The sequence below is a fragment of the Thermotalea metallivorans genome, assembly GCF_001562415.1.
GTDB lineage: Bacteria > Bacillota > Clostridia > Peptostreptococcales > Thermotaleaceae > Thermotalea > Thermotalea metallivorans.
The window spans coordinates 1-21,274 of sequence record NZ_LOEE01000007.1 but is presented as its reverse complement, the minus strand read 5'-3'; the positions used below and the strand labels follow the sequence as shown (position 1 = coordinate 21,274).

Annotated in this window: 18 protein-coding genes, 1 pseudogene and 1 riboswitch; of the genes and pseudogenes, 16 read left to right on the top strand and 3 right to left on the bottom strand. The window is 41.0% G+C overall.

The window, feature by feature from the left end; all coding sequences use genetic code 11:
- From AN619_RS16105 to AN619_RS16245, 3 genes and pseudogenes are all read left to right on the top strand, one after another.
- Positions 1-244 (top strand): annotated as a pseudogene (locus tag AN619_RS16105) (hypothetical protein); the annotation flags it as partial.
- 323 nt (positions 245-567) lie between these two features.
- Positions 568-1,071, top strand: a complete 504-nt coding sequence (locus AN619_RS16250) for a transposase (RefSeq protein ID WP_330382001.1) — start codon at positions 568-570, stop codon at positions 1,069-1,071.
- A gap of 28 nt (positions 1,072-1,099) precedes the next feature.
- Positions 1,100-1,333: a hypothetical protein gene (locus tag AN619_RS16245; RefSeq protein ID WP_242867267.1), complete on the top strand. Its 234-nt coding sequence runs from the start codon at positions 1,100-1,102 to the stop codon at positions 1,331-1,333.
- Between the two features lie 355 nt (positions 1,334-1,688).
- On the opposite strand, the gene AN619_RS01480 is transcribed toward AN619_RS16245, so the two are convergent.
- The 3 genes from AN619_RS01480 to AN619_RS01465 form a co-directional block, all read right to left on the bottom strand.
- Positions 1,689-2,408: a hypothetical protein gene (locus tag AN619_RS01480; protein WP_068554394.1), complete on the bottom strand. Its 720-nt coding sequence runs from the start codon at positions 2,406-2,408 to the stop codon at positions 1,689-1,691.
- A 261-nt stretch (positions 2,409-2,669) separates the two neighbouring features.
- Positions 2,670-3,458, bottom strand: a complete 789-nt coding sequence (locus AN619_RS01475) for a hypothetical protein (RefSeq protein ID WP_068554392.1) — start codon at positions 3,456-3,458, stop codon at positions 2,670-2,672.
- Between the two features lie 603 nt (positions 3,459-4,061).
- Complete coding sequence (locus tag AN619_RS01465; protein WP_068554384.1) at positions 4,062-4,607, bottom strand: peroxiredoxin; 546 nt, start codon at positions 4,605-4,607, stop codon at positions 4,062-4,064.
- Between the two features lie 234 nt (positions 4,608-4,841).
- Between AN619_RS01465 and AN619_RS01460 the strand changes: the two genes are divergently transcribed.
- The 13 genes from AN619_RS01460 (at position 4,842) to AN619_RS01400 (ending at position 20,845) form a co-directional block, all read left to right on the top strand.
- Positions 4,842-5,849, top strand: a complete 1,008-nt coding sequence (locus AN619_RS01460) for a LacI family DNA-binding transcriptional regulator (protein ID WP_068554382.1) — start codon at positions 4,842-4,844, stop codon at positions 5,847-5,849.
- A gap of 150 nt (positions 5,850-5,999) precedes the next feature.
- Positions 6,000-7,244: a sugar ABC transporter substrate-binding protein gene (locus AN619_RS01455; RefSeq protein WP_068554381.1), complete on the top strand. Its 1,245-nt coding sequence runs from the start codon at positions 6,000-6,002 to the stop codon at positions 7,242-7,244.
- Between the two features lie 114 nt (positions 7,245-7,358).
- Positions 7,359-8,321, top strand: a complete 963-nt coding sequence (locus AN619_RS01450) for a carbohydrate ABC transporter permease (protein WP_068554377.1) — start codon at positions 7,359-7,361, stop codon at positions 8,319-8,321.
- The gene (locus AN619_RS01445; protein WP_068554375.1) at positions 8,322-9,164 is read left to right on the top strand and encodes a sugar ABC transporter permease; all 843 of its coding nucleotides are present in this window, start codon (positions 8,322-8,324) and stop codon (positions 9,162-9,164) included. It abuts the gene before it with no gap.
- 24 nt (positions 9,165-9,188) lie between these two features.
- The gene (locus tag AN619_RS01440; RefSeq protein ID WP_068554373.1) at positions 9,189-10,301 is read left to right on the top strand and encodes an ABC transporter ATP-binding protein; all 1,113 of its coding nucleotides are present in this window, start codon (positions 9,189-9,191) and stop codon (positions 10,299-10,301) included.
- Between the two features lie 187 nt (positions 10,302-10,488).
- Complete coding sequence (locus tag AN619_RS01435) at positions 10,489-11,847, top strand: ABC transporter substrate-binding protein (RefSeq protein ID WP_068554399.1); 1,359 nt, start codon at positions 10,489-10,491, stop codon at positions 11,845-11,847.
- 84 nt (positions 11,848-11,931) lie between these two features.
- Positions 11,932-12,798 (top strand): carbohydrate ABC transporter permease, encoded by an 867-nt coding sequence (locus AN619_RS01430; protein WP_068554370.1) that lies wholly within the window; start codon positions 11,932-11,934, stop codon positions 12,796-12,798.
- The gene (locus tag AN619_RS01425; protein WP_068554367.1) at positions 12,798-13,625 is read left to right on the top strand and encodes a carbohydrate ABC transporter permease; all 828 of its coding nucleotides are present in this window, start codon (positions 12,798-12,800) and stop codon (positions 13,623-13,625) included. The genes AN619_RS01430 and AN619_RS01425 overlap by 1 nt, the downstream gene beginning before the upstream one ends.
- Before the next feature lie 21 nt (positions 13,626-13,646).
- On the top strand, positions 13,647-15,806 hold the full coding sequence (locus AN619_RS01420) for a TIM-barrel domain-containing protein (RefSeq protein WP_068554396.1): 2,160 nt from the start codon (positions 13,647-13,649) through the stop codon (positions 15,804-15,806).
- A 29-nt stretch (positions 15,807-15,835) separates the two neighbouring features.
- Entirely contained in the window at positions 15,836-17,311 is a 1,476-nt protein-coding gene (gene malQ / locus AN619_RS01415; RefSeq protein ID WP_068554365.1) for a 4-alpha-glucanotransferase, read from the top strand.
- Between the two features lie 12 nt (positions 17,312-17,323).
- Positions 17,324-19,702, top strand: a complete 2,379-nt coding sequence (locus AN619_RS01410) for a glycogen/starch/alpha-glucan phosphorylase (RefSeq protein WP_068554363.1) — start codon at positions 17,324-17,326, stop codon at positions 19,700-19,702.
- 247 nt (positions 19,703-19,949) lie between these two features.
- A riboswitch (cyclic di-GMP riboswitch) is annotated at positions 19,950-20,034 on the top strand.
- A gap of 43 nt (positions 20,035-20,077) precedes the next feature.
- On the top strand, positions 20,078-20,392 hold the full coding sequence (locus AN619_RS01405; RefSeq protein WP_068554361.1) for a SurA N-terminal domain-containing protein: 315 nt from the start codon (positions 20,078-20,080) through the stop codon (positions 20,390-20,392).
- Positions 20,393-20,845: a type 2 periplasmic-binding domain-containing protein gene (locus AN619_RS01400; protein ID WP_068554360.1), complete on the top strand. Its 453-nt coding sequence runs from the start codon at positions 20,393-20,395 to the stop codon at positions 20,843-20,845.
- Positions 20,846-21,274 lie beyond the last annotated feature (429 nt).

The following is a 21,274-nucleotide window of genomic DNA, read 5'->3' as shown; positions in this document are numbered from 1 at the left end:
GGTTGAAAACCGCAATAACACTGATTTACGCACCATTGGTGCTTTATTCTACTACTGCTGTGATGAGCTCGAAGATATTAAATTCCTTGAAGCTCTGCAGCTTATAATAGAGGCTTTAAAAACTGCTCTACAGGAAAAACTGTTCCTGACAAAAGAGACGATTAATGAATTTTTGGACTACTTTGTCTCGACTTTGCCTGATTATATCAAGCTAAAGCTATCAGTTGCTTCCTGCGAAAGTTGATTTAATAACTTAAACTTCGCACTTTAATTTGACCTTATGGTCCTTGAAAATTCAATAGTTTTTGACAATAAAAAAGCATGAAACCTCACAGTTTTGGTATAATTGAATTACGACAAACAAATCTACCAAACGGAGGTTCATGCTATGAAAAGTATAACACAAAACTACGTCAGTGATAAGAATGTGAATTCATCCATAATAAATTTCTTTAAGAACTACAAGGTAGCATCTGTTTTGAAAAGCTCAAACGCATATAAACAGAAGGGTGTACCTGCTGTAGCCCTCTTCCAGTATATTTTCAAGCTGTTTTCCTGAATCGAAGTATGTATATGAGCATGCTTACAGGAAAACATTCAGAGGGCTTTACGAAGGACACGATGTACAGATTTCTAAACTCTGTCTCTGCCAATTGGATGAGGTTCACTTCCTTGCTTTCTGCCAGGATCGTCGCAACAACAATAGAAAAACTCACAAACGAAGATAGAGTGAATGTACTGATCCTTGATGATACTATTTTTGAACGCAACAGTTCCAAGAAGGTGGAACTGCTGTCCAAAATGTATGACCATGCCAAGAAATCATATAAATTGGGTTTCCGTCTTTTAACTCTCGGTTGGTCTGATGGAAATACATTCCTTCCTGTTAACAGTTGTCTCTTGTCCTCAGAGAATAGGAAAAACAGAATCGTCGATGCTAAATCTCTTGATAAAAGAACTGCTGGTTATTGCAGAAGGCGTCTAGCCCAGACAAAAGCAACTTCTGTCATGCTTGAGTTGATAGATCAGGCAATGTCAGCGGGTTTGCAAGTCATATCTCAAGCTTGGTAAAGAATGTAACTCCCTATCCTATGATGCAATGACTGCTCATGTAGCAGTTGTTTTTACCAGATACATGATGCTAGCTGTTGAAAACAGACAGGCTTTGGATAACCGTACCTTGGGCGAAATCTTTTACCTTCTCACAGATGAACTTGCTGATATCACATGGATTCAAGCATTTCAGATGCTTATGCAGGCATTTATCGACGCAATTTCAGACAAGTTGTCATTATCGGCAGACCAAATAGAGGAATTAATGGATGCATTTTAAACAACTTTGCCAAACGGGTTAAAAGAAAGGTTTGCTTTGTGTGCATAGAGCCAATTATATTATTGTCATATATTGAATTTTCAAGGTTCATAGAGCTATTTTTATATGCGAAGTTTCAGTTAATAATTTTAATTTGCAATATACGGTTTATACAATTATTATGCATGAATTTCGCATAAAAATTTATTAACAAAATAGATCTGTTTACGGGTGTGAGCAAGTGCAAAAATGCAAAAAAATAGCTGCTTTAACAGCAGCCAGCAAATAAAAGTGCTATTCAACGAGCCTTAAAGTTCAAGCGTGTATCATGTCCTTATAGAACTGAATAAACTACCTGCTGACCGGGTAGTTTTGATTAAAATACATTACCTGCTTTACTAATATCAAGGGTAGAATTTATATTACGAGCACCGGAGGTATGAATACTACATACAGAATCAACAAGATAACTATAATTTTTACCAGAAGGATAATCAGTATCACAGTTTTTTATTACCCGGTAAGATGCACCTGTATAGTCTGTTCCATCCCTATTTACTGGATAAGCATTATTAAAACTTCCATATTTTATATAGGAATGTCGATTATTATTAAAGTTAGTCCAATTATTTTCTGCGGGAACTATATTAATCTCAGCAGATGTTACTGCTATTACATCTTCATAAATGCTTTTGATATACTTGCCACTAAAATCTTGAATACTAAGTTTTCGTGTGCCATTTAAAAACAAATCTAGATCATAGTATGTGGTTGATGATATCGTATATTTCCTTGCTAACAACTTAATATCTACTGTTTGTCCATCCATATTTGAAATTTCTACAGCGTTCCATCCTGGATTGCCATTTCCTTTGATAAAGGCATGCCATTTACCATCTTGCTTGTAAATACCACCATCATAGTTGCCATAATAAGTTGCATTAGCATTGACATTTAGAAGAAAATAAAGAACATTTCCGGCATCATACAGATTGGGACTTGTTGGAATGGTAAAAGTTGCTCTTGCTCCTGCTATTGTGTTAGGTAGGCTACCTCTACTTACATATCTTTGTATTGCAGTTCTAAATCCTGCCATAAAATCCATCTCCTTTTATTTTTTTTATACTAAGATACCACATAATACTGATTTGGGAATAAAGAAAATATTTTTTTCTTTCACCCGTTACATGATATTTACCTTGTCCCTTATTTGTTACCCATATTTTGCCTAAATATGTAACTTTTGCATAAAGACCTAATCACGAATTGGATAAGTTGTCCATGGAAATATATACAAAAAATAACAAAAGGCAATATCTGGTGTCTGTCGAAGTAGTATACCACTTTACAAGTTTGACTAAGCTACCTGATCTTTGTCAAGGAAGCTCTGCACAGCTTCTTTAACGGTTGAATAAATTTTGGCACTTTCGAAGCTGGATACGAAAGTATCAAATATTAATTCTTTAGTAATTTGTTCACCTACAGCCCTTTTCACTAGTTGAGGACTTTTAAACTGATACTCAGCATATTTCTTATCGATAAAAGGCAACAGACAGGTAAAAGTATAGGCAATAGCCAATAGGTTAACGTATCTTTCGATTGCATCCTTGTTTCTGACCATATAGTTGCCGAAGGACCAAAAGAATTTGTGTTGATAGAACATTACTTCAATATTCCATCTTATTCGATAAATTCGTAATGCTTTGCTCGTATCTTCATTGTCACTATTTGACGATTCATTTGTTGTCAGGACCTTAATTTTAGTATGGTCAAAATGCTTAGCATAACAGTCAAACTTATCGACGTACTTTGCTTGAAGCGTATCATCAATTGTTATAAATAATGTATTACCTCTCAATTCCTCTGGTATTAAGGATAAGAGAATGGAAACTGTAGTGGTGGCTAAAATTTCTATCGGAAATTTGACATAGGATAGAAAATAATATATTGAATTTAACACCTTGTGGGTGTATTTCTTGATAAAGCCATGGTAAAGGAATTGTATAGATCGTAACTCTTCTGTACAGAGGATAGACATAATGAACCAGTAGAAAATATCAAAGCTCCGCTTCTTGAAAATCGATCTATACTGCATTAAATATTGCAGCAATGTTTGATTCATTGAATTATGGGATATACTAATCATATCAGACGCCTCCTAGGGTGTTGGTTTGTCATAAGATTAGTATTCCTAGGATTTAGGTGTCTGATTTTGTTATTTTATGGAATTGTTTTTAAATCACTACATTACTTGTAAAGTGGTGAATTAACTAAAAAGGAAAATAATTAAATATATCACCTGATGTTTGCTGGAAAACTAATTCCAATTATATTGAATCATTTTGTACAAATTCTAGGTAGTTATGCAATTTCCTCAAATGATAATAAATTTAACTCAAAAAAAAAAAAAAAAAAAAACGGGTTCATTCTTATTTGTGCTTCAAGTATATTGAAAGGAATGATTGTAACCATGGTGAATAAAATGCATGGGAAAAATTTGTAGCGACTTTATCAAAGGAGGGCAGTGTGAAAAAATGTCAAATTACTTCTTCCCATGGAAGTGAAAATTGATCAAGTTGCATAGATTCATATAATAACAAAGTCTTTCATTGGAAGATTTAAAGGAAGACTTTATTGAAACACATGACGGAAATTATGACTTATCCACAATTTATGAAAGTACATAATTTCCTATGTGTTATAAGATCAGTGCCTTCTCCTGATGGAGAAGGCACTTTTGTCAGAGAGGTTATACAGATAAATGTTCATCTCCGGGATGCCAGTCGATGGGGCATAATCCACCGGATTGCAATGCTTCTAATACTCTGATGGTTTCATCTACACTTCTGCCCACATTTAAGTCGTGAATCACGGAGTATCGGACGATGCCATCGGGATCGATGATGAACAAGCCCCTTAAAGCAATGCCCTCTTCTTCAATCAATACGCCGTAATCCCTGGCTACTTTTTGCGTCATATCAGAAGCCAAGGGAAATTCCAATTTGCCAATTCCTCCTTGGGCAGTAGGTGCGTTGATCCATGCTTTATGGGAGTGTTCGCTGTCTGTGCTGACGCCTAAAACTTCTGCATTTAGTTTTTTAAAGGCGTCCATCCTTTTGTTAAATCCTGTGATTTCTGTGGGGCAAACGAAGGTGAAATCCAGTGGGTAGAAAAACATCACCAGCCATTTTCCCTTATAGTCGTCCAGAGTTACCTTTCCAAAACCCTGGCCATCACCATGGGCAGTTTTCATTTCAAAATAAGGTGCTTTTTTTCCAACAAGTCTTTCAGTCATGCAATTCTTACCTCCTATCATATTTTTGATCCAATTATTATATTCCCCACAAATAAATAAATTAAACAAAAAATAATAAAAATTATTAATGGATAATATATATCCGTCATTAAAAATTTGGACAATCGTTTGCACAAAAACTATTTATCGTATATAATAAATGCAAATAGATATAGTAAAAACATCTATACAATCATATAGTTGTGCAAACTTTTGAGAGAGAGGGAATCAACCATGAAGGCAACAATTAAAGAAGTGGCCAAAAAGGCAAATGTTTCACCGTCCACAGTTTCCAGGGTTATTGCAGACAGCCCCAGAATCAGTGAAGAAACAAAGACAAAGGTCAGGAAAGTGATGAAAGAATTAGGGTATCATCCCAATGCCATCGCCAGAAGTCTGGTGAATCGATCAACCAATACCATCGGTGTGATTATGCCCAAGTCAGCCCATTTGTCCTTGGCCAATCCATTCTTTCCCGAGGCCCTTCGGGGAATTTCCGCCAGTGCCAATGCCCATGGGTTTTATGTCCTGCTATCCATCGAAGAAGATGAGCATGAAAAACACAATGGCATCGAGAACATCGTAAGAGCAGGAATGGTTGACGGTATGATCATGCTTTATTCAAAACTGGAAGACAAAACCTTTAATATGCTGAGAGACTGCCAATTTCCCTTTGTGCTGGTAGGAAAGCCGGTGAAGGGCAATCGGGTGAACTATGTAGATAATGACAATGTCTATGCTGCCTGTGAAGCTGCGAGCTATTTATTGGAAAAGGGCAGAAAGAATATTGCTATGATTACAGGTCCTTTGGATCTGGTGGTCTCCTTAGACCGTCTGGCCGGTTATAAAAGTGCTTTAGAAGCCCATGGCATTGCCTACCGGGGAGAGCTGATCCGTTCTGTGGAATTCTCACGGGAAAACGGGTACAAAGCCATAGAAAGTATTTTCAAAGATGGAATACAACCCGATGGCGTCCTTGTAACGGATGACCTTCTAGCGTTGGGGGCCATGAATGCCATAAAGGATGCAGGATTGAAAATACCAGAGGATATTGCCATGATTAGCTTCAACAATATTCCTACGGCAGAATTTCTGACGCCTTCTCTTTCATCTGTGGATATCCATCCCTTTGATTTGGGATATGAAGCCACAGAGTTGTTATTTAAATCCTTAGGCAATAAAAATGCCCTGCCCCAAGCAAGAATTATTCCTACGCAGCTGATTATCCGACAGTCCTGTTAACTGTTGGAATTTTTAAGCTTAAAATTTACTGAAAAAAATGACTATTGACACTTTCCATAATAGCCTATATAATTTTATTAAAACAATGCAAACGTTTGCTCAAAATATACAAGACACCTGTAAAAAGTATGTAAAGGGGGATAATTAATCATGAAAAAGGTAAAAAAACTGTTCAGCATCATCCTGGCTATGGTGCTGCTCTTGGGGATGCTGGCCGGCTGCGGAAAATCCGATGATACGGCAGTCCAGCCCCAATCCACGGAGACAAAGGAAGTCAAATTAACGATTTGGCATTCTTGGACCGGTGCGGAGGAGGAGGCACTACAGGAAGCAATCAACAGATATAAGGAAAAACATCCGAATGTTGCTTTTGAATTGCTTTATACACCCAATGACAACTTTAAAGATAAGGTGATTGCATCGCTGCAAACAGGAGATGGACCGGATTTGTTTTTTGGTGCCCATGACTGGGTTGGCGTTATGGCAACGGGAGATTTGATTGAGCCCATTGATGCATATGTGGCCGATGTAAAGGATAGCTATATTGAAAGTACATATAATATTGCATCTTTGAATGGAAAGCATTACGGATTCCCATTATCTATGGAGGCCGTTGTATTGATCTATAACAAAAATCTAGTGGACACACCGCCGAAAACCATCAGTGAAATGGTGGAAATCGCCAAAGCCAATACTAAGGATGGAAAATGGGGATTGGTAGTGGATCTGAACAATACTTTCTATAATACCTATGGATTTATTGAAAGTTTTGGGGGAAGCGCCTTTCAGGAGGATGGGGTGACACCCAATTTAGATAGCCAAGGCTTTATTGATTATCTGAACTTCTGGAGCAAGCTGATCAACGAAGACAAAATTATACCGAAGGAATTGGATTACGGCACAGCCCAAGCCCTGTTCCTGGAAGGAAAAGCGGCCTTTTGGATTAACGGGCCCTGGTGCTTTGGCGATATTGAAAAGGCGGGCATCAACTGGGGAGCCGTGGTACTGCCGAAGAATGATATGACAGGTAGGGATGCAAAACCCTTTGTGGGCGGCAAAATGGCATTTCTTCCAAAATCATCAAAGAATAAAGAGGAAGCAGCAAAATTTGCAAAATTCTTGACCAGTGGGGAAATTGAGCAAATGTTTAATGAAAAGGTTGGCACCGTTCCGGCAAGTAAAGATGTGAAATTAGAGAAGTGGACAGATCAATTGATCAGCGAGGCAGCAGCTTTGGGGACGCCGATGCCCGTTGTACCGGAAATGAATCAAGTATGGCAGCCGGCAAAGGATGCCATCGCTGCAGTGGTAAATTCAGGAAGACCTGCGGTAGAGGAAGCCAAAAAGGCAAATGCAGTGATCATTGAGAATATCAAATCTATGAAAGGCGAATAAGGGAACAACGCATCTGATCCTATAGGATCAAATTGGGTCTGAGGAAAAACCTCAGGCCTAATTTTTGAAATACCGGATGGGATTTTGAAAAAGTGGCGAGAGGAAGTGAAAAGTTTGAGCATCAAGATATTACATGAAGAGAAACAGATGCCGCCTTTATTGGAAAAGACTTCCTTGATTCAAAGAATCAAAAAAAATAAAGTGGCCTATTTCTATGTACTGCCGGCCTTGGTGGTGGTATTTACCGTATCTCTTTTTCCTATTGCTTACGGTATCGGACTTTCTTTTTTCAATCTGAATTTATATACCATGGGAAGCGGCAGAGTAAAATTCGTAGGGCTTAAAAATTATGTAAAGGCCCTAGGCAGCTTGGATGCGGAATTTTTTGCGGTATTGATGAGAACTTTTATTTGGACGGTTGTCAATGTATTTTTCCATGTGGTGCTGGGATTAATCATTGCTTTGGCCCTGAATCGGCCGAAGTTGAAATGGAAGGGCATTTACCGGACTTTTATCATTTTGCCATGGGCGGTGCCTCAATTTGTGACGGCCTTGGTTTGGAAAATGATGTATCATGAGCAATTTGGCTTTTTCAATCAATTTCTGAAATTATTAGGGTTGCCCCCTGTCCAGTGGCTGACAAATGGAAAGATTGCCTTTATAGCGGTGATTATCGTAAATATCTGGTTAGGTTTTCCCTTTATGACCATGGTGGCGACGGGAGCCCTCCAGAGCATCTCCAGAGAATACTATGAGGCGGCAGATATGGACGGTGCTTCCCCTTGGCAGAAATTCAGGTATATTACCTTGCCCTTGTTGAAGCCGGCTATGCTTCCGGCTGCGATTCTGGGCACCATATGGACTTTTACCAACTTTAATGTTATTTATATGATCACCGGTGGGGGGCCGGCGAAGGCCACGGAGATTGTCTCTACCTACCAATTCAATGTACTGACGAGGCAAAATGCCTATTCCATGGCTGCCACCTATTCCGTGATCGTATCTATTATTCTCATCATCATTACTTTGATCAACATGAAGGTGACAAAGGCACTGCATGCAGAGGAGGTGGACTAAATGGTTGCAAAGACGAAGGAAAAAATAGGTTATCTGCTGACCCATGGTTTTCTGATTTTCACATGTCTGTTGACCTTTATTCCCATATGGTGGGTACTGCTGACGGCCTTTGACAAAAGGGTATCTCTGGTGAGTACGGAGTTTATGATACTTCCGAAAAATCCTACATTTGATAATTTCGTAGAGGTATTATCCCATCCAAAGTTTTTGATGTGGTTAAAAAACAGTTTTATTTTTGCAGGGGGTACCACCCTCTTTGCACTGACTTTGGCAACCTTGTCTGCCTATGCCTATTCCAGATTTGATTTTCCGGGGAAGAAGGCAGGGCTGGCTTCCTATGTGATTTACATGATGCTGCCCACCACGGCGGCCTTGGTACCCCAGCTTTTGATTATCAAATATTTAGGCATCAAAAATTCATATTTCAGTTTGATCTTGATTTGGTCTGCCGCCAATATGGCTTTTGCCGTGTGGAACTTGAAAGGGTATTTTGATACGATTCCAAAATCCATTGAGGAAGCTGCTATCATAGACGGGGCCTCCAGATTCCAGATATTTACCATGATCATGCTGCCCTTGGCCAGGCCGGCCTTGGCCATTACGGCAATTTTTATCTTCACAGCCCCATGGACCGATTATGCCACTTCTTATCTGTTTCTGACGGACGGGTCAAAATTCACCCTGGCCCAAGGATTATTCGGATGGGCAGCCGATTTTAAAACTGTTTCATGGGGCGTATTTTGTGCGGGTTCAATCATTATGGCTTTGCCATTGACCATACTATACCTGGTATTCCAAAAATATATCATCGGAGGACTGACTGTGGGCGGTGTGAAAGGTTAATCTATTTTGAAGGAGGAGATCAATATGGCCAATTTATCACTGCGTAATGTCCATAAAATCTATGCCGGAAACGTGATGGCAGTAAAGGACTTCAATCTGGAAATAGAAGACAGGGAATTTATTGTATTGGTAGGGCCGTCGGGCTGCGGTAAATCTACTACCTTAAGGATGATTGCAGGACTGGAAGATATCTCCCAGGGAGAAATCTATATCGGAGATAGGCTGGTCAATGACGTGGCACCAAAGGATAGGGACATTGCCATGGTTTTTCAAAATTATGCCCTGTATCCCCATATGACGGTATATGACAATATGGCCTTCGGACTAAAACTGCGCAAGGTGCCGAAGGATGAAATTGATAAAAAGGTGAAGGAAGCAGCAGAGATTTTGGATATAGGCCACTTGTTGGACAGAAAACCCAGGGCATTGTCTGGGGGACAAAGGCAGCGGGTAGCCTTGGGAAGGGCGATCGTCAGGGAGCCCAAGGTGTTTTTAATGGATGAGCCCCTGTCCAATTTGGATGCAAAGTTAAGGGTGCAGATGCGGGCAGAAATATCAAAGCTTCATCATCGCCTGAATACAACTTTTATCTATGTTACCCACGATCAGACGGAAGCCATGACCATGGGTACCCGGATTGTTGTCATGAAGGATGGAATTATTCAACAGGCAGATACACCGAAAAAACTGTATGATATGCCCTCCAACATGTTTGTGGCCGGGTTTATCGGCAGCCCTCCAATGAATTTTATCCGAGCAGAGGTAAAAGGGGAAAATGATCAATTGTACTTGGTTCTGGATGACGGTTTGAAACTGGCCTTATCGGAACAGCAGCAAAAGCTGCTGAAAGAAAAAAATTATAGGAACAAAAAGATTGCGATGGGCATTCGCCCGGAACACTTGCATGACGCAACCCTGGAACCCCTGTCCAAAGGGTACAATGAAGTGAAGACCACCGTAGAAGTCATGGAGATGATGGGGGCAGAGATTTATCTCCATGTGAAGATCGCCGGTATTCCTGCGGTTGCTAGGGTCAGTTCTAAGGCCGAGGTGAAAATCAATCAACAAGTGACTTTCCATTTTCATTATGATAAAATGCACCTGTTTGATCAGGAGACAGAGCAGGTGATCCGGTAGGGATTGGGATGATGAGCCTGATCAAAGGAAAATGGGTGCATCCTCATGGAAAGATTGCGGTGCAAAGGGGAGGGATGGGGTTTTACCAGATTTCACAAGATTTTTAAAATGTCGGCATCCTGCTTCTTTGATGGTGGCAGAGGGCAAAGTTGTGTTTGTAAAATCAATACTGGAGGGGGAGTATGAAATGAAAAAATCGAAAAGAATCTTTGTGTTGGCCATGATGATGATTTTTGTGCTGTCTACTTTTTTATTGAGCGCTTGCTCGTCCAAAGCGCCCCAGCAATCGGCAAGCAATGAAAATCAAGCTGCGATGGAAAACAAGGAGCCTGTTACCTTGGATGTTTTCCAATTCAAGGTAGAGATTGCCAAGGAATTGGAAGAAGCGGCAAGGGCATATGAAAAGGAACATCCCAATGTGAAAATCAATATTCAAACCGTAGGGGGCGGGGATGATTACGGTGCTGCCCTCAGGGCCAAGATTCAGTCGGGAGAAGAACCGGACATATTCAATATCGGGGGACCTCAAGATGTGGAAGATTGGATGTCCAGACTGGAGGATTTATCGGATCAGCCTTGGGTAGATCAAGCCCTGGAAGGCGTATTGTCGGGGGTTACGGTAGATGGCAAAGTCTATGCATTGCCTTTTAACGTGGAAGGTTATGGATTCATATATCATAAGGGGATTTTTGAAACGGCAGGAATTGATGCTTCTGAGATCGTTGATTTTACAAGCTTGGAACAAGCAGTAAAAACTTTGGATGCCAAGATTCGATCAGGAGAACTAAAAGAGAAATATCCCAACTTAGAGGCAGTATTTGAATTGCCGGCGAAGGAAACTTGGGTAACGGGCCTCCACGCTTCCAATGCCGCCCTCTCCCAAGAATTTGCCAGTTCATTGGATGCATTTGCCGCGAAAAAAGTGACCTTCAAGTATGGGGATGCATTCAAAGCCCTATTGGATTTGCAAGCCAATTACTCACCCAATGGAAAAGCCAAAGCAAAGCTGAATGCCGTTGACTATGCTACGCAGGTAGATGAAGGAATTGTCATTGAACGGGTTGCCATCGTGCAACAGGGCAACTGGATCTACAATGGTGTGAAAAATATAGATGAAGCCGTTGCCAACAACTTGGATATTTTGCCAATGCCGGTGAAGGGGGCCAAGGAAGATGCTATCCCTGTGGGGGTGCCAATGTATTGGGCCATAAATAATAAGGGCTCCGATGGGGAAAAGGCAGCAGCCAAAGATTTCTTAAACTGGTTATATACATCGGATAAGGGAAAGGATTTCATTGTAAATAAATTCTTCTTCATACCGCCTTTGAAAGAATATGAAAACTATGAGCCAAAGGATGCCCTTGGCCGCGCTGTGAAGAGATATGCGGAAGCGGGAAAGACAATGCCATGGGTATTCATGGGATATCCTACAGGATGGGGTATGAACATTCTTGGAACGGAGATTCAGAAATATCTGTCTGGAGAAATCAAGTGGGAAGATGTAATCAAGAATTCCCAAGCCCAGTGGGAAGAAATGAGAAAATAAGAAATTAGAGAAGGCTGAGGGGGGTGACGGCCCTCCTCAACTTTCTATGATGAAGCGGAAGGATCCATGGGATAGGAGGATACTATGAAATACTCTAGGCTTTGGTTTGGATTTTTTGTTGGACCCGTATTGATTGCCTTCTTGATGGTGGTGATTGTACCGGCGCTGCTGGGAATTTACTATTCCTTTACCGATTGGAACGGCATTGTGAATGATGCCAACTGGGTCGGGATAAAAAACTATGTGGAAATCTTTACAAGGGATAAAGATTTTTTGGGGGCATTTCTATTTACTGCCAAATTTGCTTTTGTGTCTGTCATTACCATCAACTTGATTGGTTTCGGATTGGCCCTTCTGGTAACAAGGGAGATGAAAGGCAGCAATATCTTGCGGAGCATATTCTTTATGCCCAACCTGATTGGTGGGCTTATCCTGGGTTTTGTCTGGCAGTTTATATTTACAAAGGCCTTTGACGCCGTAGGAATGAAGTTGGGATGGAGCTTTTTGGAAGGGTGGTTGTCTACCCCCGCAACGGGCTTCTGGGGACTGGTCATCCTCATGTCCTGGCAGCTTTCGGGGTACATGATGGTAATCTATATTGCAGCTATCCAAAGTATACCGGAATCTATGAAGGAAGCAGCCCAGATTGATGGAGCCAGTGCTTTTCAAAGACTTATTCATGTCATTATGCCATTGGTTGCCCCGGCATTCACCGTAGGCGTATTTCTCACCTTGTCCAATTCTTTTAAATTATTTGATCAAAACCTGTCTCTTACCAATGGGGGACCTTTTAATTCAACGCAAATGTTGGCCTTAAATATATACAATTCGGCGTTTACCTTTAACAAACTGGGACTCGCCCAAGCGAAAGCCGTTATATTTTTAATTACTGTTGCCGTGATTACTTTGACACAGCTCAGCTACAGTAAGAAAAGGGAGGTGGAGATGTGATGAAGCAGAGGCCCGTGAAAAACTTAGGATGGATTCTCTTGGGAAGCCTATTGGCAATGTTGTTTTTAGCGCCATTTTATATTGTTTTTATCAATTCCTTCAAAACGCCAAAAGGAATTTTTATGAATGCCATGGGACTTCCTTCCCGTCCATATTTTACTTTCAACAATTATGTAGAAGCATTTATTGAATTGGATTTTGTTCGATCTTTTCTGAATTCCCTTTTCATTACCGTATTCAGCACGGCCATCATTGTGGTATTTACTTCCATGGCGGCATGGATGCTGGTGAGGACAAAAACAAAATGGAGTACCTTCTTGTTCTTTCTGTTTGCGGCGGCGATGCTCATTCCTTTCCAATCCGTCATGCTTCCCTTGGTGAATATCATGGGCAAGCTGGGATTGCTGAACCCTGTGGGGCTTGTATTCATGTATCTGGGCTTTGGATCCAGCCTGTCTGTCATGCTGTACCACGGGTTTATAAAAAATATACCGGCGGAATTGGAAGAGGCGGCCATTATCGATGGATGCAATAGGCTGCAAGTATTTTGGTACATTATATTTCCTTTGTTAAAGCCCATCACAGTAACGGTATGGATCTTGAACACCATGTGGATCTGGAATGACTTTTTGCTTCCCCAACTGGTCATCAACAAACCGGGGTGGCATACCATTCCGTTAAAAATGTTTTATTTCTTCGGGCAATATTCGAAAAAGTGGAATTTGGCATTGGCCGGCTTGGTAATTGCCATGGTCCCCATTATCATCTTCTATTTTATAGCCCAAAAACATATTGTGAAGGGTGTTACCCAAGGTTCTATAAAGTAAATGGGATTGCAGGTGATTACAATGAAGGTTTATAGAATCCATGAAAAGATTACAAAATACCGTTTTGGAAATCCCTTCCCCACCGATGGTGTTCTAGTGAAGGGAGATCCGTGGGAGAAAGAGGGAATGGATTATTTTCAGGTGGAACAGGGAACAGAAATAAGGTTAACCTATAAAATGGATTCCAAGGATATGGTATGGGGATTGGGAGAAAATCAGCGGGGCATGAACAAAAGGGGCGGGATCTATGTGTCCTACTGTTCCGATGATCCAAGACATACGCCGGATAAAAAATCATTGTATGGCGCCCACAATTTTATGATTGTGGATGGGCGGGAACGATTTGGCCTATTTATTGACTATCCGGGGCAAGTGGCATTTGATGTTGGTTTTTCCCACACGGATGTCATAGAGATCATCATTGACGGGACCGATGCGGATATCTATATCATAGACGGAGAAGGATTACGGGAGATTGTCAGAAAATTTTTCCATATCATTGGGGAAGGTTATGCACCCCCCAAGTGGGCCTTTGGCTATCAGCAGTCCCGCTGGAGTTATCCTGATGCAAAAACCATTGAAGGGGTTGCGGAGGCTTTCATCGACCATGATATTCCTTGTGATGCCATCTATCTGGATATTGATTACATGGAAGGCTTTAAGGATTTTACTGTCAGCGAGGACCGTTTCCCCGATTTTCCTCGTTTTGTTGAAAAAATGAGGGAAAAAGGATTTCGCCTTGTGCCCATTATTGATGCGGGGGTAAAAATTGAAAAGGGTTATGGGGTTTATGAAGAGGGAATCCAAGGGGGATATTTTTGTACCGATGGGGAAGGAAAACCCTTTGTAGCGGCAGTGTGGCCGGGAAAAGTTCATTTTCCTGATTTTCTCAATCCGGAGGCAAGAAGATGGTTTGGGTTAAAGTATAAAGGTTTGATCGATTGGGGTATTGAGGGATTTTGGAATGATATGAATGAACCAGCCATCTTTTATACGGAACGGGGTTTGAAGAAAGGAATTGAACTGGCGAAACAGTCTGAAAATGAAAATTTGGATATGGATTCTTTTTTTGCATTGAAGGATGCCTTTATCCATATGTCCAATCACCGGGAAGACTATCAAAGCATGTATCATCATGTGGATGGGAAGCAGGTCAATCATCATGAAGTGCACAATCTGTATGGGTATTATATGACCCGGGCGGCGGCAGAAGGATTTGAAGAGATTGCACCCAACAAACGGTTTTTGCTGTTTTCCAGGGCTTCCTACATAGGCATGCATCGATTCGGAGGAATTTGGACGGGAGACAACCATTCCTGGTGGGAGCATATTTTATTGAATTTGAAAATGATGCCGTCATTGAATATGTGTGGCTTTTTATATGCAGGGGCAGATACCGGTGGCTTTGGTGGGGATGCCAATGCCCAATTGCTCATCCGGTGGACTCAGTTTAGCCTATTTACACCCCTATTTCGAAATCATTCGGCCATAGGAGGTAGGAGACAGGAACCCTTCTCCTTCGATCAAGAGACCACGGAGATGATAAGAAAGGCCATTCAATTCAGGTATGCCTTGATACCGTATATTTATTCGGAATACATGAAGGCCCTCTTGCATAGGGATATGTACATGTTGCCCTTGGCCTTTGCATACGAAGATGAGATATCCCGCCGGGTGGAAAACCAACTGCTGGTGGGTGATGGATTGATGATTGCCCCGATTTATGAAGAAAATGCTTTGGGCAGGTATGTATGGCTGCCAGAGGATATGCTTCTTTGGAAGGTGGATGATTACAGGGAAAGAAGCTATGAAATAAAAAGAAAGGGGCACCTGTATCTGGAGGTGGGGCTTCACGAAATCCCCGTATTTATCAGAAAAAATAAGATGCTGATTTTCGGAAACCATGGGAGGAATACGGAAGTCTTGGATCATCGTGAACTTTATGTGGTGGCCTTCATAGAGGATAGGGCACAATACGTTTATTACGATGACGACGGCTTGACGAAAGATTACAAGAAGGAAAAATATACGGAAATCAGGATATCCATCGAAAGAAGGGAAGAAGATTTTGAAATAAAAATAGAAAACCGGGAAAATCGCCAGGTGAAGAGGATTCATTTTGAAATGGTGGATATCCATGGAAATATAGCAAAGAAAACCGTAGTATTGGCAGCACAATAAAAGTTTTGGATAGAAGGGGAAATAGGAAGATGAAAAGAAGCAGCGGAATTTTAATGCATATCACTTCCCTGCCGGGTCCCTATGGGATCGGAAGTTTTGGGAAGGAAGCCTATAGATTTGTAGATTTTTTAGAGAAAGCAGGTCAAAAATACTGGCAGCTGCTGCCTTTGGGGCCCACAGGCTTTGGAGATTCCCCCTATCAGTCTTTTTCCTCCTTCGCAGGGAATCCATATCTGATCGATTTTGAATCTTTAGTCGTAGATGGTTTGCTGGAGGAAGAAGATTTTCAGGGATTGGACTTTGGAGAAAATCCGGAAAAGGTGGATTATGAAAAAATCTATCGCAATAAATTTTTTGTTCTAAGAAAAGCCTATGCAAAGGGAAAAAAAAGGTTTGCCGGTGTTGTAGAAAAATTCAAGGGAAAACACAGGGAGTGGATAGAAGATTATGCCTTGTACATGGCGGTAAAGGAACAATTTGATATGAAGCCGTGGAAGGATTGGGACGAGGATATCAAGCTTAGGGAAGAAAAAGCATTGCTTTATTATAAAAAAGAGCTGAAAGAAGAAATAAAATATTGGATATTTCTTCAATATCTATTCTTCAAACAATGGATGGCATTGAAAAAATACGCCAACGGCAAAGGTATTCGAATTATTGGAGATATCCCTATTTACGTGGCGGAAGACAGTGCAGATGCATGGGCCAACAGTGAAATATTCCGTTTGGATGGAAAAAAGACACCTATTACCATAGCAGGATGTCCCCCGGATTCTTTTTCAGAAATCGGACAGTTATGGGGAAATCCCATTTACAGGTGGGATGTCTTGGAAGAAAGAGGTTTTGACTGGTGGATCCATAGAATTCAAGGGAACTTAAAACTTTATGATGTGATTCGAATCGATCACTTCAGAGGTTTTGAATCTTACTGGGAAATTCCCTACGGCAGCAAAACGGCTGCCACCGGCCGTTGGGTGAAGGGCCCCGGCATGAAATTATTCAAAGCTGTTCAAAAGCACCTGGGAGATATTGAGATCATTGCTGAGGATCTGGGATTTCTGACGAAGCAGGTCATTCAGTTCAGAAACCGATCGGGCTATCCCGGGATGAAGGTACTGCAGTTTGCCTTTGATACAAGGGAAGAAAGCGATTATTTGCCCCACAATTATGAAAAGCATTGTGTGGTTTATACGGGCACCCATGATAATGACACGATCATGGGATGGATGAAAACAGCCAATCAGGAGGATGTGGAGTATGCCATACGGTATTTGCATCTTTCGGAACAGGAGGGCTATCACTGGGGATTCATACGGGGGGCATGGAGCTCCGTGGGAAATTTGGCCATAGCCCCTATGCAGGATTTTCTTGGACTGGGCAGCGAGGCCAGGATGAATATCCCTTCGACCATTGGAGGCAATTGGCAGTGGAGGATGAAAAAAGAAGATTTGACAAAAACCTTGGCAGAAAAGATTTTTCAAATAACCAAATTGTATGGAAGGTAGGGTGAAGAAGGGTTGAAGGATCGAGAAAATTTCAAGGACAGCATCATTAAGATTCTGAAGGCAGACTGGGGTAAGGGTCTGGAGCAGGCTGAAATCCATGAAAAATATCATTCCCTTTCCAAGGCTATTATGGAGCGAATCACAGATGATTGGAATAAAACCCAGCAGGAATATGGGAAGGGAAAACAGGCCTATTATTTTTCTGCAGAGTTTCTGATGGGAAGGGCCTTGGGAAATAATTTGATGAATCTGGGAATTTATGAAGAAGTCAAGGAAGTATTGGAGGAAATGGGGATGGATTTCAATCTCCTGGAAGAAGCTGAGGAGGATGCGGGGCTGGGCAACGGCGGACTGGGAAGGCTGGCGGCATGTTTTCTGGACTCCTGCGCCACCATGAATTTGCCTGTAACAGGTTATGGCATCCGCTACCGCTACGGGCTTTTCAAACAGAAGTTTGTGGATGGCTTCCAAGTAGAAGAGGGGGATCATTGGATGAAATACGGAGATCCCTGGTCTGTTCGACGGAATGAAGACGAAATAACGGTGGAATTCAGTGATGGAAAGGTGAAGGCTGTTCCCTACGATATGCCTATTATCGGCTACGGAACGGGGAATGTCAACAGGCTTAGACTATGGCAGGCAGAACCTGTCCAAGAGTTTGATTTTGGCCTGTTCAATGAGCAAAGGTATGATGAGGCCGTAAAAGAGAAAAACCGTGCAGAAGATATATCCAGGGTGCTTTATCCCAATGATTCCAAAAAGGATGGAAAAATTTTGAGATTGAAACAGCAGTATTTCTTCGTGTCGGCATCCCTGCAGGATTTGGTAAAGAAATTCAAGGAAAAACACGGTAAAGATTTTGAGCAATTTCCCCAATACCATGCCATCCAGTTGAATGATACCCATCCTGTGGTGGCCATACCGGAGCTGATGCGAATTTTAATAGATCAGGAAGGTATCGATTGGGATCGGGCTTGGGAGATCGCCGTCCATACCTTTGCCTATACAAATCATACCATTCTTGCGGAAGCATTGGAGCAGTGGCACAGCCGTCTTTATAAAAAGCTGCTTCCGAGAATTTATCAAATTATTCAGCAAATTGATAAGGAGTTTGTTGCCACATTGAAAGAAAAGGGGTATCCTTCTTCAAAGATAAAAGCCATGCGTATCCTATCGGACAATCGAATCAAAATGGCATGGTTGGCAATCCATGGCTCCCATACCACCAATGGTGTTGCCGAACTGCACACGGAGATTCTAAAGCATCAGGAATTGAAGGATTGGTACGAACTGTATCCCCATCGATTCCAGAACAAGACCAACGGCATTACACCAAGAAGATGGCTGGCCCTGTGCAATCCGGAGCTGGCAGCCATGATTACGGAGCTGCTGGGAACAAAGGACTGGATTACTGATCTGGCAAAGCTGAAGGAACTGGAAAAGTATTTGGATGATAAGGCAATATTGGAGCGTTTTTTGGATATCAAAGTCCAGAAGAAGAAGCAACTGGCTTTCTACATTGAAAAACACGAGGGCATTGTCATCAACCCCGAATCCATATTTGATATTCAGATCAAAAGGCTCCATGAATACAAAAGACAGCTTCTCAATGGATTTCATATACTGGATCTCTATTTCAGAATAAAGGAAAATCCTGATATGGATATTCTCCCGAGGACTTTTATTTTCGGAGCAAAGGCGGCTCCGGGTTATTTCCGGGCCAAGGCTATTATTAAGTTTATCCATGAAATCGCCGATCTGGTAAACCATGATCCTGATATCAAGGACAAAATCAAGGTCGTATTTGTGCAGAACTATCGGGTATCCTATGCTGAAAAACTATTTCCTGCTGCGGATGTATCAGAGCAAATCTCCACCGCAGGAAAAGAGGCGTCGGGCACCGGCAATATGAAATTCATGCTCAACGGAACGCCCACCCTGGGCACCTATGACGGGGCCAATGTGGAAATTGTTGAAGAGGCAGGGGAAGAAAACAACTTTATCTTTGGCGCCAGGGTGGAAGAATTGGAAGCCATCAAGGACAGCTATGATCCTAAAGTATATTATGAAAAGGTACCCGGTTTAAAGCGCGTTGTGGATACATTGATAGACGGGACTTTCAACGACGGAGGGACGGGCATGTTCCGAGAGTTGTATCAGGCGCTGCTGGAGGGAGCAAGTTGGCATAAGCCTGATCATTACTTTGTATTGAAGGATTTTGAAGAGTACAGAAAGGCCCATGAAAAGATCGATGAAGCCTATAGGGATCGGTTGGGATGGGCAAGAAAATGTATGAAAAATCTGGCCAATGCCGGGAAATTCAGCACCGATCGCACCATCGGGGAATATGCCCGTCAGATATGGCACATTGAGCCGAGAAAAATCAAATAAAAATGATGATGAAGAAAGGGCCCGACCATGGAATTTATGCCGATGGTCGGGCCTAAAGTCATCTTATTATTTTAAAATACAAATTTTAATACAAACTTTCCTTTACATATTATATAGGAGCATAAAGAACCAGCATTGTATTAGCAAAAAACAATTTTAAACTCCAAGAATCGACAAATTATTTTCTAATTTATCTATATAATAGTTATATAAGCACACAATATGGAATAATATATAAATATTTGCCATATTCTCGGGAGAACGAAGAAATACACATCCTGCTTGGGCACCTGATGTGTATGGAGTGAGTGGTGCAACCGGCCCGGTATTCAGAAACCCTGGCAAAGTTTCTGAATACCGGGTCATTTTTGGATAATGGAGTCGGCGAAGTTTGTTGGACAAAATAAACATCTTTTCGATGACAAAGCAGTAATTGCTACAATAAAAGGAAAACCAATCTATAGAGGAGAATTTGAATTTGTTAAGAAAAATTATGAGTTTAGTGGAAATCTATCTGGTAAAGATGCAGATAGAAGGGCTTTTGAACAATTAGCATTGAATAAGTATGAAGAATATGTGACAGAAGAGCTGGGTATTTCAGTAACTCAAGAAGAAATCCAAAAAACTCTAATCGATGAAAGGGATCTTATTTATAAAGATGAGGAATCACTTAATTTTTTTGAAGATTAAATGTATCCTGATATTGCACCGGTGGCCACGGATTTTTCTGTGATTGATCGGGATGTGCTGGAACCGGTGGATGAATATTTGACAAGGGAGGAATTGGAGGATTATAAAGTTCAGGCCCTCAATGCCGTTCGCTATAAGGGAAAGATATGGTGGTTTCCTTGGATGATGACCACCTATACCATGCTTTTGAATTTAGATCTGTTCCATGAAAAGGGGGTGGATCCCCCGAAGGATGGCAACTGGACCTATGATGAATTTATGGAGACGATAGAACATTTACATTTGAAATTAATTGGATTTATGAAAATTCAAAATTACAATTTTTTATTTATAAATATAAAAATATTATTTTTTAAATTGTATTTATATAATACAAAAAACAAAAACATATTTACAAATATTTATATTATGGTATACTATATTATAGTATCGCGATACAAAAAACGACTATAATGATTGGTTGTGTCAAAAGATTTGTAAAAAATGTTTGTGTAAATGATTTTCGTTCTCTAGTAAAAGTGTAATCTGTATTCTTGAATTTTTGTCAAGGCTGAAATGAACATGTTTCCACTCTAGTATTGACAAAAACTCAGACGCACATTGAGGTGGGTTTTAAAAGAATGGAACTAAGAAATCTTACAAAATCAGGAAGAACAGGATCAAAACTATTAAAACATTGATAATAAAGCGTTTCAAGTATTTTAAGAGTAAAAACTTTTGACACAAACCCAATACGAGGAGGAATTTAAATGAATAAATCAACTTTCGCAGGAAGCAACTGATAGCTTTAGCTTGATATAATCAGGCAAAGTCGAGACAAAGTAGTCCAAAAATTCATTAATCGTCTCTTTTGTCAGGAACAGTTTTTCCTGTAAAGCAGTT